This window comes from Sphingobacterium sp. Mn56C (assembly GCF_049319645.1).
In the GTDB taxonomy this organism is placed as follows: Bacteria; Bacteroidota; Bacteroidia; order Sphingobacteriales; family Sphingobacteriaceae; genus Sphingobacterium.
Genome location: NZ_JBMOUC010000006.1, coordinates 31,052 through 46,066, shown reverse-complemented (window position 1 = coordinate 46,066; position 15,015 = coordinate 31,052). Strand labels below are relative to the sequence as shown.

Here is a 15,015-nt window from a genome sequence, read left to right as displayed (position 1 = left end):
CTCCCCGTAGATGTATAAATTTTTAATTTTAAGCTTATGAACGCTATTATCAGAAACAATAAAATACCATTAGGATTATTGACTATGTTAGTCGCATTATTGGCCATAACGGGCTGTAGCAAAGGCGATAGTCCGAACAATACAATTCCGGAAGTGCCCCAAGTGCCGGAAACCCCGATTGCAGATTTGTATTACAAAGTACACCGTATCTCAAACCTGTCAGCCGGTTCCGTTACGGAAAATCCTACCGACGAAACCCAGCCTTTTTTGTATAGTTTACGGACACAAAAGATAATTGCCAACGACAGAAGCAAAAGCATACATTGGGATATTTCTTTTGGTAAAACTTTGCATAGTTTTGTAGGAGGGAATAACGGAAAGGATAGCCATAATATTTCAAATGGCTCTGCAGGTAAGGGGGGCATATTGATTTTAGAAAAAGCTTTCGATGACGTTGTAGATATCCCTGACGACAATCTTTTTAGAACGGCTACGGATATAATTGGTGCGGATAAACTGGGTGATTTCGGTGATGGCATTGGCTGGTATATTTATGATTACAGTGGCACCATTATTGGCGATGGTAGCAAGGAGAAGGAACATGTGGCCTACGCCTTGCCAAATGGGCTGAAAACAGTGGCTGCTGGTACTGTGTCGCCAAGAACGCTGGTGCTGCGGTTGGCCAATGGCGATTATGCAAAAATTAGAATGTTGAGTTTATATAAGGACTTATTAGACCCCATTACCTGGGTTAAAACGTCGCCGAAATCCTATTTTACCTTTGATTACCTCGTGGTGCCAGCAGGGAGTAAAAAGTTCACTATAAAATCGTAACTACGCGTTTGCAACTTCGCCTGCTTATCAACTATGCGGTATGCCAATTTTCATACATGATAAATCAAAAATCAGCATACAAGTCAGCGAATAAATACGAATATTTGTATAGAATCGTTTTAATTAAAAATAAGAATAATGTTAAGTCAAAATATTAAAGAAAATACTACGGCAGCTCACCAAAAGTTGGAGGGCACCGTTGTTCGTCAATTAAAAGCTATCCGCTCTAATGCAGATTATGCAGAGGTATTGAAGAATTTTTATGCCTATTTCAGTGCAGTAGAGAAAGCTGTAGCGCCATTTACCGGACTGGATGTTTTAGCCGATAAAGCGGAACGCCGTGATTCTTCGTATATCAAAGCAGATATTGAGGAATTAGGTGGGTCTGTCGCAGACCTTCCGGCTGTGGAGGTACCAGCCATTAACAGTACACTAGAGGCATTATCGGCTTTGTATGTGTTGGAAGGATCCATTATGGGGGGGCCATATATTGTTCAAATGCTGAATAAGTATGGTATCACGCAAGGAACGTCCTTTTTCTCGGGATACGGTGAAAATACGGGTAAAATGTGGGCGGCTTTTACGGCTGTATTGAACCATTATGGGGCAGATGAAGCGACACATGCGCGTGCCGTGGAGGTAGCGAATGAAACATTCTCGCGTTTTGGTAATGTTTTTGCTACTGCTGTAGCGGAGTAAATAAGCAAAGCAGTTTCATTATTTCAATATTCTTAGTATCTTCAATGGTATAAAATAAGCTTTTACTGTGCATGAACGAAGAAAAGAAAAGTAATAAAAAACTATGGTTAAAACGCGCCGGTATTGGCGCGTTTTTATTCTTTCTAGCCAAAGGTATAGTTTGGTTGGTGGTATTCTTTTACACCTTTAAGGCCTGTAGTTAGTGCTCCCAACTGGGGTAAGGTATGCCGCAAAACTCCATTGTTAAGGCCTGTGGCGAAGGAATCCCTGATACGTTGAACCATCGGCAAATTTATACTTGCAGTAATCTTATTGCCTATAACGGGTGCTGCTTATAAGGGATCCGTAAATCAGTGAATCACCCAATCGATACCTACGCTATCCGCAGGGGTATTATTTTTCTTATTTCCGCGCTCAAACATTCTTCCGAATACCAGTATATCCTTGTAAACTAACCATACTAAAACGGCATTCGCCCTTAGGTGCCTATTTACAGGTGTTTACCATTTTGTGCGTACTAAATATCGAAACTTTTAGTTTCACTTTTGTATTTTAGTGCAATGAAAGGAAGTCTATATCTATTACTTGCTATTGCCTTTGAAATTGTAGGTACTACATTTTTAAAGAAGTCTGAAGAATTTTCTAAGTTATGGCCCTCCGTTATAACAATTGGTGGCTATTTATGTGCCTTCTATTTTCTTAGTCTTACGCTACGTACGATTCCTGTCGGCGTGGCCTATGCCATATGGTCGGGCGTAGGGATTGTATTAATTACACTGATTGGCATATTTTTGTTTAAGCAAACGCCCGATTTGCCCGCTGTTTTGGGTTTGATTTTAATTATTGCTGGGGTATTGGTTATCAATCTATTCTCCAAAATGGGTGCGCATTAATGTGTATATTCTAAAATAATAGACATTTAATCTTTGAAAAATACCATGCGATTCGTGTATGTCCTTGTACCTTTGTTTCAATTTTTAATTGTTTGCATATGGTACAAATAGCGCTTATTAGCGATATACATGCTAACCTGCCTGCCTTGGAGGTGGTATTGAAGGATATAGAATCTCGGGGTATACAAGAACGGTATTGTTTGGGCGATCTGGTAGATTTTGCGCCTTGGGGCAATGCGGTGATAGATCGCTTGCAGCAGGAAAATATACCTTGCATTTTGGGCAACCATGATGAGCGGATCGGCAGGAATCTACCTATTATCCCATTACAAAAGCATAATGCGACAGAAACGGCGGCCCGTATACAGGCGATAAATTACTCGAAGGATACCATCTCCGAGGCGCATAAAACATATTTAGCGAACCTTCCATTTGAGCGTCGGTTACAGTATACCGTAGGCAAGCGGGTTTGGACTATTGTTTTGGTACATGCTACGGTAGAAAGTAACGATGCCTATTTGTATCCAACTGAAGGGGATGCTGTTTTTGAGAAACAGCTTAATATGGCCGATGCCGATGTACTGGCGATAGGGCATACCCATCTTTCTTTTGTAAAACAAATTGGTCATCGATGGGTTGTGAATGGTGGTTCTGTAGGCCGTTCTAGAGAGGACAATCGTTTGGCTTCTTATGTTATTCTTCACTTGCATGAGCAGCGGATAGATGCCCATATTGTGCAGTTGGATTACCCTATTGCCGAGGTTGCTGACGCTATTCGTGCGTCGCCAATTCCTGATTTTTATGCCGATTTTTTAATACAGAAATAGACTGCTCTCCGTTGGAGTATTTGACCTTTGTAGGTCGTCGAGCACCTTTTTTAGGAAATTCGCCATGTGGCTGGTTAATACCTCATTGTTCACTTCGGGAATTTCACCCTATCTAAGGCCGGAAGGCCAGGTTGGGAGGTAAGTCTGCTATTCGATGGTTTTGATGTATGCATCGATTAGTCCTAGCCATTTGCTGTTTATTAAAATTGTTACAGTGCTTCTACCTTGTGAAAAATAATGCTTTTTTACCGATGTTTTCCTGGGGTTATGCATTTTTCAACCTGTTTTATACCATTTTTGAGCGCTTATCCTTATCGGCGATTGCGGGAGCAAGGTAACCGCTCGCCCATCAATTCTATTCTATACTATTTGAAGGGTCGTATTTTATATCTATTTTGCAGGCTGAAAGGGCCACCAATCGTATAAAAAGCAAAATAAAGCCGATAACCTATGTGTATGCATTGTTTAGGCATAGCAGAAAAAATCGATTTATGGCCATCCAAAAGCAACAAAATAGAACAGTAATATGAAATTTAAGGCAGTAGTAATTTTAGCAGTCTTGTTAGCGCCTATTGTAAGTTTTGCCCAACCAAAGCAGCATGCAGTGCTGGGCTTACGCGACAATCAGGCGGCAAAAGACTGGATGACGCAGGCTTACCCGATTGGGAATGGGCGTTTGGGGGCAATGATCTTTGGCGGCACCGACCAAGAGCATATTCAGTTTAATGAAAACTCATTATGGACCGGCGACGAGCAGGAAACTGGTGCTTACCAGGCTTTTGCTGATGTTTTTGTAACCTTTGAAGGAAAAGGAAATATTCATGGCTATACCCGACAGCTGGATATTGAAAAATCCATCCATCAGGTTCAATATAACCAAAATGGCGTACAGTTTACACGCAACTACTTCGCCAGTTTTCCGGATCAGGTATTAGTTTTCGATTATAAAGCATCGAAAAAAGGAGCTTTCACTGGAAATATCCGTTTGGTGGATGCCCATGGTGCTGCAGTTAAAGGCGATGGCAATACGCTTACTATAGACGCTAGTCTGGAAAATGGTATGTTATACGGTGCAACCTTAAAGATTGTAAATAAAGGTGGAGAGGTAAAACTTGGAAAAGATAGTCAGGGTGCTGCAGCCTTAGAATTTAAAGGGGTAGATGCTTTTACATTATTTCTAGTGGCAGCGACAGATTATGCACCGATCCGTGCCAATAAATGGAAAGGTGACGCTCCTGCGCTGAAAAATAAAACCACTTTAGCCAATATAGGCACTAAAACAGTGGCGCAACTTCAACAACGTCATGTGCAAGATTACCAACGTTTGTACAATACTTTTAAATTAAATATCCAATCGGCAACAGCAAAGAAGGTCTTTGCCAGCACCAAGGAGCAGATCATCGATTATAAAAAAACACAGGATCCAGCCTTAGAAGTGCTATTAGCGCAATATGGCAGGTACTTGCTAATCAGCTCGTCCCGCAAGGGCGGTCTTCCCGCAAACCTTCAAGGGTTATGGAACAACAGTAATACACCGCCATGGCGATCAGACTATCACTCGAATATTAATGTGCAGATGAACTATTGGCCGGCAGAGCCTGCAAATTTAGTAGATAGTCATGTGCCGTACTTGGATTATATTAATGCATTGCGCGAGATTAAAAAGGAAAATACCCAAAAGGAGTTTCCAGGTGTTCGTGGATGGACGGTACGTACCGAGAATAATATTTTCGGTGGAGAATCGTTCTCCTGGAATACGCCGGGGTCGGCATGGTATGCACAGGCATTATGGGAGCATTACGCTTTTAACCAAGATAAAAAATACTTAAAAGACTTCGCATATCCGATTTTGAAGGAGATTGTAGAGTTTTGGGACGACCATTTAAAACGCCGTGAAGATGGTACCCTGGTAGCGCCAAACGGTTGGTCGCCAGAGCATGGCCCTACAGAGGACGGCGTAACCTACGATCAGCAGATTATCTATGATTTGTTTACCAACTATGTCGAGGCGGCGGATTCTTTGGGTATTGATAAAAGCTACCGTGACCGTGTATTTGATATGCGCGAGAGGCTGCTAAAAGCAAAAATTGGTAAATGGGGGCAGCTACAAGAGTGGGAAACGGATAGAGATGATCCTAAGGATACCCACCGTCACGTTTCGCATTTGTTTGCGTTACATCCAGGACGTGAGATCGGTGTAAATACTACGCCGGAATTGGCAAAGGCGGCACGCATTAGCTTGGAGGCCCGTGGCGATGAGTCTACAGGATGGTCGATGGCATGGAAAATGAACTTCTGGGCGAGGTTGCAGGATGGCAATCGTGCACACCGTATTGTAAATAATTTTATCTCTTTAGTCGGTGGCGAGGGTATTGATTATAATAATGGCGGCGGTATCTACGAAAACTTGCTATGTGCACACCCGCCATTCCAAATCGATGGTAACTTGGGTTATGTTGCCGGAGTTACGGAAATGTTATTGCAGAGCCAAGAAGGATTTTTGGACTTTTTACCCGCACTTCCGGATGCATGGCGCAAAGCCGGTCAGGTACAGGGGATACGTGCCCGGGGCAACTATACCTTAGACTTCAGCTGGAAAGATGGTCAAGTAACGGCATACCGTATTTATTCGCCGGTAGCGAAAACTGTAAAGGTGAAAATAAATGGAGAAATGAAAACCGTAAAGGCAATCGTTAAAAAATAAGGAAAACATATTTTTCCATACAAAAGCCGTACAGCTGAGGTCAATTTGACCGACAGCGTACGGCTTTTTATTGTGTTACTGCAGCTGCAAAATACCTGGCTCCGACTATAGGTTATTTGTTTCTAAAGCCTTATTAATAAAAGCAAGCTCATCACTACTTAAATTCACATCTATTGCTCTGGCATTTTCAACGGCCTGGGTAGCGTTTCTGGCACCGGCTAATACTACGGTGATAGCAGGTTGTAAACTAGTCCATCGTAATACCAACTGCGATAGGGTTGCATTTTTCTCCTTTGCCAAGGGCTCAATTGCCTGTAAAAATGCCTGTATGCGCTGGGCATCGAATTTCTGGAAGTATCCACTACGGTGGTCACCGTCCTGCAGTTTTACATCTTTAAAGTACTTGCCCGTTAATAAACCCCTTTCCATTGGGCTGTAAGCAATAATACTTAAATCATTTTCCACAGCATAAGGCACCAATTCTTTTTCAATATCACGGTTTAACATGCTATAAGGAACTTGGTTACTTACAATATTTAAAGTTTCCCGTGCTTCTTTAACCTGTGATGTGCTGTAATTACTTACCCCCGCAGTGCGGATTTTTCCTTGCTGTATTAACGTTTCCAAGGCCTCCATAGTTTCGCTTATCGGCGTCGTAGTATCCGGCCAGTGAATCTGCATTAAGTCGATATAATCTGTTCCCAAGCGTTTTAAGCTGTCTTCCACCTCCTTAATAACCGACTCTTTACCTGCATATTTGTAGATATCGATATCCTTGCCGCTGTTATCTTTGCTCTTCATGGCGAAATCCCCTCTAGGGCTTTCCAAATCCCAGCGCATACCAAATTTTGTTAAGATCTGCACCTTATCACGCTGTAGACCTTTAATCGCTTCACCAACGATCTCCTCGCTGGTCCCTTGACCATAAATAGGGGCCGTATCAATTGAGGTAACACCTTCATGATACGAAGCTATAATGGCATCTACCGCATCTTTACGGTCTGTTGAGCCCCACATCCATCCGCCGGCAGCCCAAGCGCCAAAGGTAATTACTGAAACGTCTAAATCTGTATTTCCTAATTTTCTAAATTCCATCGTTTTTAATGTTTAATTAATAACACAAAAAACGTCAAAATTGTTGGCTTGGATTTTTCTAAAAGCTTCAATTTTTATGACTTTTTGTTTCAGCTACAGCTACTTTGTCAGGCGGGTGTCTTTTCTATAATCAACGTAAATAAGGCACCATCGTTAAACCTTGGTTTTTTCTATCTATTAGAATAACAGGTTTTGCTTAAGGTAGACTACCGGGGAGCGTAGATGTCGATGCACAGGGGCAGAGGCAGGAGCAGGGATTGCAGTACAAAAAAAGTGGCCACACGATAAGAGGGCCACTTTTGACGATGTTTAGTTAAGCAAGAAAGGCTGTTTTTTTTGATATAGCCAACCATGAACTATACCATATAACCTAGCAGCGCGCCACTAAAATGGTAACGGCTGAATAGCCTTGTGTAAGGTTTTAAAGTCTTCAAAATCAGCGTAAGTATAGTCTGGGCATGCGCCGAATTTGGAAGTTATAAATGCCCCCAGGCAGATGGCCTGCAACATGGTTTCATGTACATCTTCGGTCTGAAATCTTTTCGATAAAAATCCAGCCAAGAACGAGTCGCCAGAGCCGACGGTATCGGCAACGGTAACCGGAACAGCAGGATAGCGGTACACCGCATCCCCTTTCGCATACAAAGCACCCTTGCTCCCTTTAGAGACAATAATCTCTTGAAGGTCAAAAATATCCTGTAAATAGCGTAGCGCATCCTTTTCCGTAGTATACTCTTTTCCGGTATACGAAAGGACAAGCTTAAGTTCGGCCTTATTAAATTTAGCAAGCTGTGTTTTGTGCAACAGCTCCTTAATGGTTTTAATATCCGAATGAGGGGGGCGTAAATTCACATCAAAAACATTAAAAGAACTGGCTTCCACCAGTTCGAATAATGTATTTTTGGACGCCGCCGCACGTGCAGCTAGCGACCCAAAAACAAATGCCTTCGTCTGTTGCAATAGTGCCTTATCCGTGTCTTTTAGCTCAATAAAATCCCAGGCCACCTGCTCCAAAATATCGTAATGCGCCTCATTATTTTCGTCGATATGTGCAATAACAGTACTCGTTGGGTGTAGGCTATCGACTTGGATATGTTGGGTAGATATACCCCAATTTTTAATCTTTTCTAATATTTCATGTCCCAAGCCATCCTTGCCCACGCTACTGATCATGGTTGCTTGCGTATGCATTTTATTAAGGTGGTAGGCCACATTAAAGGGCGCCCCACCGGCTTGTTTATTATTTGGCGGGAATATATCCCATAGTACCTCCCCAAAGCAGGCTATTGAATTATCTTTAGCAGTCATAGCGACAAATTATACGCGATTTATAGGTAATAAAAATTTTAATAGGCTTAATTTACAATATCTTTTTCTCTTATTCTAGAGCCATAGAGTGCATAGTACAACATTAACAGTTCGCAAACAACGGTTAAGATCCAAGTCCAGCGCCATGTTCCCATGATATCCGCTAACCCACCTTGTATAAGGGTAAAAACAGCGCCCCCGAATACGGCGGAGATAAATACCCCCGAAGCTTTAGACGTATATTTGTTGAGCCCTTTAATCGATAACGAATAAATACAGCTCCACATCGATGAATGTAACAGTCCAATAGCCACCAGAAACCATAGGTTCTGTGTTATTATAGTGATTACAGCCAATATGGTAGCCATAATTGTGGTGACGGCAAGTTGCGTCCTTGCCGATATATGGCTAAAAAAGCTGGATACAAAACGGCCAACTAAAAAGCCCCCCCAATAGAGGGTAGATAGTAAGGCATGTATACCCAAATCCATGTTGCCAACAATAATATCTGTTTTGCCAAAGAAGGTAATAGGATGTCCTTTCTCCATTAATTCAAAAGCATACAGGTTAATATTGGCGCCGATAGCAACCTCGGTACCCACGTAGAAAAATATAGCGAGCACACCCAAAGCGAAGTGTCGAAACGACCAAATGCTGCGGGGTAATTTTTCACCATTTTCGGTACGTGTATGTGCAATATCAGGCAGCTGCAACCGTCGGGTAAGGAGCCATACCAGCACTACGCTTCCCATAATTGCAAAGAAGGGTAGAATAAGCTGGCTGATATGTATATTTTCTATGCTTAACCCATGAAATACAACGGCCGTAACAAAAAAAGGTGCCGATGTTGTTCCCAAAGAATTTATGGCCGTTGTAATATTTAAACGCTGCACAGGCTGTGTGCCCGCCAGGTCGTACGAGGCGACATAGGGGTTTACGACCACTTGGATTATCGCTGCGGCTGTACCCATGAGATAAGAGCCCGAAAGAAATACCAAAAAAGCATAAGGAATATGTGCGTCGGCTATTTTTACCTGCAAGTCGGCGGCAGCGCTGCCCATCCAGGCAGACAACAGGTACATGGCCAGACCAAAAATCATAAAAATAAGTCCACGCAAGATGGTTTTTTGGTAGCCAAATTTATTCACCCACTTACTTCCTAAGGTGCCATTTATAAGGTACCCTAAAAAGAAGAAGAACGACACCAGGGTGGTAAAAGTATTTTTAAGACTGCCTGCATTATGCAAAAAAGTAAATTGCAGCGGCGCCTGCAATTGTTCATTTACTGTCGTTAGAAAACCCACAATAAAGTAAATGAACGTCACGATTACAAGGGGCGTGATACGCTTCTGCTGCCCTGTCGAGGGTTGCTTTATGTTACTATTAACCTGCATACCTGTTTCAATTATCCCACTATTGTCTGTAATGTCTTCGCCATACCATACTGCTGCAGCTGAATTACGAAATAGCCGTATAGATTAACAAATGCTGCACTCTCGCTTAGGTTAACGCTTTTAAAAGGCGAAAACTGGAGAAAGTCTAGGGGGTCTTTCGAAGCAAGAATGGAGGCATCATCGCCATGTAACCAAGGTTCGGCAATGCTGTATTGCTGGCCCAAATCGTCTTTCGCTGCTACCAAGTAATGCCGATACGATGCAAATAGGAATGCCATACGGGTAAGGTCTTTACCATCACGCAGCATTTTTATAAGGTTAGGGATAATGTATACCGGGAACTTGGATATGCCATCGAAACATAAACGGCTCACTTGATCGCTTACCGAATGGTTGGCGAATCTTTCTATTAACGTTTGTTTGTATACTTCTAAGTCTGTATCTGCAGGAGCAGGAACGTAGGGAGTGATATCAATATCCATGAAGTTACGGATAAAGGTCCTCATGCTCCTGTCTTGCATCGCTTCATCCACTTTGCGATACCCTTTTAAAAATGAAGGATACGACAGTAGGGTATGGGATGCGTTTAAAAGACTTAATTTCATGTTTTCAAAGGCGGTAACATCGTTGGTAAACTGTACTCCAACGCGTTCTAAGGCAGGCCGTCCGGCAGCGAAATTATCCTCAATAACCCATTGGTGGAAATCCTCGCAATATACTGGAGCCTTATCATCCCAGCCTGAAGCTGCATTAAGTCGGGTGATATCTGCCGCTGTAGTCGCGGGCGTAATGCGGTCTACCATGCTGTTTGGGAAGGTAATAAACGTTTCTGCCCAGGCTGCTAAGGCAGGATCCTGCGCTGCAAGAAATGTTAGAAATGCTTTTTTTGCGGTATTACCGTTATGCTGCAGGTTATCGCAGGACAAAATGGTTAGGCCACCATGATTATACTTTCTCCGCAGACGAAGGCCTTCGGCGATAAAACCAAAGACCGTTTGTGGTGCAGATGGATTAGCGATATCCTGTTTTACTTTTTCGTCTGCCAGATTAAATTCGTTTGTCGTCTTATCTAAGTTATATCCCCCTTCGGTAATCGTTAGGGTAATAATTTTAATTGCTTTTTCGGCAATTTTCTGCACCACAGCTGCGGGCTCTTCCACGGCAGATATCAGTTCTTTTAAGGCGCTGATTTTGTGCACCTCATTGTTGCCATCGCGCCCACAGATGGTGAGGCTATACTGCAAATCTTGTGCCCGGAGGCTATCGACAATAGGTTTGTCTGTAGGTAGCATACTAATACCACAGATTCCCCAATTTAACTGATCGGTATGCGTTAAAAGGCTATTGATATAAAATTGTTGATGTGCACGGTGAAAATTTCCCACACCAATGTGCACGATACCAGCTGTTACTTCTTCTGGCTTATAATTGTATGATACCATAACTATTTTTTTTCTCTATATAAAGACGGTAAAAGAAGCGTAAGGTACTGCAATATTTTCAATATAACCTACTGATATACGTCAAATTAACAATGGGAACGTTCCCATTGTTATGTTGACGTTCCCACGGGTATTTGGGTGCTAAATGTTTTTATTACTTTTGTTTTTCATAATACGGTATACGGTTACTTTAGTTAGCGCTTACGATGAAACGGACAACAATAAAAGATCTTGCGAAATACTTGTCGCTATCTACATCGACAATATCGCGCGCCTTTATTCCTAACAGTAGAATCCATCCGGATACGAAAGAAAAAATAGTGCAGGCCGCAGCGAAGTTGGGCTATAAACCAGATCCTATAGCCTTAAATTTGCGTTATGGCGTAACGAAAACTATAGGTTTAATTGTGCCCGAGATGGTAACACCGTTTACGGCAACGGTATTGCAGGGAATAGAACGTGTTTTGCGCCCGCTGGGTTATCGTATTCTAATAAATGTTAGTGATGAGGACCCTGAAATGGAAAGACAGCATCTGCTGTTTTTGGAGGGCATGAAGGTGGATGGTATTCTTATAAATGCATGCCATGAAAGCCATAATCTGGACCTGTATAAAGATATTATGGATCGGGGAATGCCATTAGTTTTTTTTGATCGTAGGCCAAATCCAACTTTAACGGTGTCGCAAGTTGGGGTCAATGATGCGATAAAAGCGTCGCTGATGGTGGAGCATTTGATAGAAACCGGAAAAAAAAGAATTGTTTATCTGATGGGACCCGTGTCGATCCGAAATACCGTGGAGCGTGGCATCGGATACGAAAGAATTCTTAAAAAATATAATATGTATGCTCCGGAACTACTTGTAAAGCTGGAATCGCTGACCGTAGATGCCGGAAAGGAGGCTGTTCAAAAACTGTATGAACAGGGGATTAGCTTTGATGCTATATTTGCTTTTACCGATACTTTAGCAATAGGAGCTATGAATTATTTATTGCAGCAAGGCGTTAATATTCCTGCTGAAGTGGCGGTAGGTAGCTTTTCAGGAACGGTGTTATCGACAATGGTACACCCGCAGCTTACCACGGTAGAGCAGCCGCTATCGGATATGGGCCATGTTGCAGCAAACCTTTTACTGGAACAGATAAAAGATCCTAAGGCACCCTTACGTACGGAAGTGATGGACGCCATGGTGGTGCGCCGTGCATCGACTATGGTTTAATGCATCCTCTACCATTTTTCCATCTTTCCACGCGAAGTTTTAGGTATCGATGCTCACATTGACGTTTTAGGTGTAAGGCATATAATACCCGGGATATGGCCAAGGCAAATAAAACGATGATAATACAGTTTACATACATGCTATTCTGGATTTTGAAATTTCCCTAAAATAGGCTTTGGCAGGGCTTACTTCTTTTTAATTTATACCAACAAGGTATTAATTTATACGAAGCCAAGAAGCTGATAGTGTCAGCTACGTATAAAAAGGGAGACCTTTGGTCTAAAAATAAATGCCGATATGGTTTAGGCTCTTATTTTTGGAGATGGACTTTGTATAGCGCGCAGCTGCATTAATATTTGGCCTTTGTAAAACAGGAATAACCCATTCTTTTTAGGCTATATATCTGTTGCGCTACACACGAAAAATAGAATGATTAATTATGCCGTTTGATAAGGGGATTCGCGTTGCGGAAGAAAATATTTCAGGACAGGTGTGGTATGCGTTTTTAATATCACCGCAGTACCGTTGGACACGCCATCTTATCCTGCTTATTATGTTTGTATTGCTGGTATTAAACCCTGGAGATGGGCAGCGGGAGTACCCTATACATATCGATTGGATGGTGAAAATCGCTTTAACAACCTACCTTATAATTCAGATTTATATAAATATTTATTGGTTGGTGCCACGGTTTTTGTTGCAGGGGAGGTTTTATGTTTACCTATTAACTATGTTGGGGTTGGGGGTGTTAACCTTTGTTATTATTGTGGTTGTAGATGACGTATTGGACGCCTATAGGTATGTAGCGCAACGTGAAAGACCGGAAAACTTATTATCTACTTTATTGGAGTTTTTAATAGCTTATAATATTTTGTTGGCTTCATCGACGGCATATAAATTGTTTCAGCATTGGATACGTAATCTGGAATATTTTAACCGTATCCAAAAGGTAAACTACCAGCAGGAGTTGTCGTTGCTGAAGAGTCAAATAAATCCGCATTTCCTGTTTAACACGTTAAATAATGCGCACATACTGATACAGTCGGAGCCTACAAAGGCTTCTTCAATGATTTTAAACCTTTCGGATTTATTACGCTATCAGTTGTATGAATGTAGCTCGGATAAGGTTTTCTTGGCTTCAGATATCGCATTTATTGCTGATTTTCTGCAGTTGGAGTCTACACGTAGGGATGATTTTACGTTTAATATTGTACGCATGTCGACTTTTAGTGATGTAATGGTGGCTCCGATGTTGTTTATACCCTTTGTGGAAAATGCGGTAAAACATAATACGGATAATATGAAACCAACTTTTGTATGGGTGAGTTTTGAGGTTAAAAATGCTGTGCTGACTTTTGTGTGCTTAAACTCCAAAAAGCTGGATGGTATAGAAATGAAGCCTAAAAAAGATAGTGGCATAGGTCTTGCCAATATATCGAGACGCCTTGACCTGCTTTATCCGAATAAATATGACTTGCAAATTGAGGATCGCGGACAAACATTTTACGTAAAATTAGAACTGTATTTATGAATTGCATAATTGTAGACGATGAACCTATTGCCCGGCAGGGCATGGTCAACTTAATTCATACGGTTCCCGAACTAGAGATAAAGGGGGCTTTTAAAAATACCGTTGAAGCGCAATTATTTTTGTCGGATAATGTGGTGGATTTAATTTTTCTGGACATCGAATTGCCGGGAATGAACGGGTTAGATTTTGCCCGGTCTCTGCCACAGCAGGCATTGGTTATTTTTACAACGGCTTATGCGCAATATGCATTGGGCAGTTATGAGGTGGATGCTGTAGACTATTTGGTGAAGCCTATTCGGGAGGAGCGTTTCCGTAAAGCCGTGGATAAGGCATTGCAATACCATGCTTTTCTGATGGATACATATAAAAAAAGTGAGTACGATAGTGTGGCTGAAGAGTGTATTTTTATACGAGCGGACAGGAAGTTACATAAGGTGCTTTTTCGGGATATATTATACCTTGAAGGGATGAAAGATTATGTGGTCCTCTACCTGCAGTCGGGTACTAAGCTGGTTACGGCTATGAATTTAAAAACGGCACTTTCAAAATTGCCATCCTTATTATTTAAACGTACCAGCAAGTCTTTTGCGGTTAATTTAGGTCAGGTTACGGCGGTTTCCAACCATATTGTTTTCGTCAATGATATGGAGCTTCCTCTGGGGGTTATGTTTAAGGAGGAATTTTTGGCCGAGTACCTGAATAGCAACAGGTAGGGGTACCGGGCTTATATGTGTGTAGCTCTTGATCGTGGGGTTTGGTATAAAAAGATAGGGGGTTTGTACAAAAGAATATCTGCTGTTGTTTTGTTCCTGTATATTGTTCTGAATTAATTAAATATACATCATGCGCCTCTTAACTAAAATAATCCTCTTGATTGCAACGTTAATTATGCAGTTGATTATGGGCTATGCCTATGCGGCTAGGTTTAATCATACGAAGCTTATTGCTGCACAGGCAACTGCACTGCCGATATAAAAATCACGTTGGTAAGGCTCCTTTAGTTTTAATTGCTACGGGTAGCAGGGGCTGTGCTTACTATCTATTTGATTTATTCGTTTACTAAAATTTAAT

The 15,015-nt window shown here is 41.8% G+C and carries 13 protein-coding genes; 9 read left to right on the top strand and 4 right to left on the bottom strand.

Annotation, left to right across the window (positions count from 1 at the left end; all coding sequences use genetic code 11):
• The first annotated feature begins 36 nt into the window (after positions 1–36).
• From ACL9RF_RS14135 to ACL9RF_RS14115, 5 genes are all read left to right on the top strand, one after another.
• Complete coding sequence (locus tag ACL9RF_RS14135) at positions 37–834, top strand: hypothetical protein (RefSeq protein WP_422801282.1); 798 nt, start codon at positions 37–39, stop codon at positions 832–834.
• A 138-nt stretch (positions 835–972) separates the two neighbouring features.
• Positions 973–1,533: a biliverdin-producing heme oxygenase gene (locus ACL9RF_RS14130; protein WP_422801281.1), complete on the top strand. Its 561-nt coding sequence runs from the start codon at positions 973–975 to the stop codon at positions 1,531–1,533.
• A 560-nt stretch (positions 1,534–2,093) separates the two neighbouring features.
• The gene (locus tag ACL9RF_RS14125) at positions 2,094–2,426 is read left to right on the top strand and encodes a DMT family transporter (protein ID WP_422801280.1); all 333 of its coding nucleotides are present in this window, start codon (positions 2,094–2,096) and stop codon (positions 2,424–2,426) included.
• A gap of 98 nt (positions 2,427–2,524) precedes the next feature.
• On the top strand, positions 2,525–3,253 hold the full coding sequence (locus tag ACL9RF_RS14120) for a metallophosphoesterase family protein (RefSeq protein ID WP_422801279.1): 729 nt from the start codon (positions 2,525–2,527) through the stop codon (positions 3,251–3,253).
• Positions 3,254–3,779: 526 nt separating this feature from the next.
• Positions 3,780–5,957 carry a glycosyl hydrolase family 95 catalytic domain-containing protein gene (locus tag ACL9RF_RS14115; RefSeq protein ID WP_422801278.1) on the top strand — a complete coding sequence of 726 codons (2,178 nt, stop codon included), beginning with the start codon at positions 3,780–3,782 and terminating at the stop codon, positions 5,955–5,957.
• 105 nt (positions 5,958–6,062) lie between these two features.
• Here ACL9RF_RS14115 and ACL9RF_RS14110 read toward each other — a convergent pair whose 3' ends face one another.
• From ACL9RF_RS14110 to ACL9RF_RS14095, 4 genes are all read right to left on the bottom strand, one after another.
• Entirely contained in the window at positions 6,063–7,052 is a 990-nt protein-coding gene (locus ACL9RF_RS14110; RefSeq protein ID WP_422801277.1) for an aldo/keto reductase, read from the bottom strand.
• Between the two features lie 384 nt (positions 7,053–7,436).
• Positions 7,437–8,360 carry a carbohydrate kinase family protein gene (locus ACL9RF_RS14105; RefSeq protein WP_422801276.1) on the bottom strand — a complete coding sequence of 308 codons (924 nt, stop codon included), beginning with the start codon at positions 8,358–8,360 and terminating at the stop codon, positions 7,437–7,439.
• 47 nt (positions 8,361–8,407) lie between these two features.
• On the bottom strand, positions 8,408–9,754 hold the full coding sequence (locus tag ACL9RF_RS14100) for an MFS transporter (RefSeq protein ID WP_422801275.1): 1,347 nt from the start codon (positions 9,752–9,754) through the stop codon (positions 8,408–8,410).
• 11 nt (positions 9,755–9,765) lie between these two features.
• Positions 9,766–11,196: a mannitol dehydrogenase family protein gene (locus ACL9RF_RS14095; RefSeq protein WP_422801274.1), complete on the bottom strand. Its 1,431-nt coding sequence runs from the start codon at positions 11,194–11,196 to the stop codon at positions 9,766–9,768.
• 206 nt (positions 11,197–11,402) lie between these two features.
• Here ACL9RF_RS14095 and ACL9RF_RS14090 point away from each other — a divergent pair, with 206 nt between their 5' ends.
• The 4 genes from ACL9RF_RS14090 (at position 11,403) to ACL9RF_RS14075 (ending at position 14,919) form a co-directional block, all read left to right on the top strand.
• The gene (locus tag ACL9RF_RS14090) at positions 11,403–12,413 is read left to right on the top strand and encodes a LacI family DNA-binding transcriptional regulator (protein WP_422801273.1); all 1,011 of its coding nucleotides are present in this window, start codon (positions 11,403–11,405) and stop codon (positions 12,411–12,413) included.
• 439 nt (positions 12,414–12,852) lie between these two features.
• A complete protein-coding gene (locus tag ACL9RF_RS14085) occupies positions 12,853–13,944 on the top strand; it encodes a sensor histidine kinase (RefSeq protein ID WP_422801272.1) in 1,092 nt (363 codons plus the stop codon).
• The gene (locus tag ACL9RF_RS14080) at positions 13,941–14,657 is read left to right on the top strand and encodes a LytR/AlgR family response regulator transcription factor (protein WP_422801271.1); all 717 of its coding nucleotides are present in this window, start codon (positions 13,941–13,943) and stop codon (positions 14,655–14,657) included. The genes ACL9RF_RS14085 and ACL9RF_RS14080 overlap by 4 nt, the downstream gene beginning before the upstream one ends.
• 130 nt (positions 14,658–14,787) lie before the next feature.
• The gene (locus ACL9RF_RS14075) at positions 14,788–14,919 is read left to right on the top strand and encodes a hypothetical protein (protein ID WP_422801270.1); all 132 of its coding nucleotides are present in this window, start codon (positions 14,788–14,790) and stop codon (positions 14,917–14,919) included.
• The last annotated feature ends 96 nt before the right edge of the window (positions 14,920–15,015 follow it).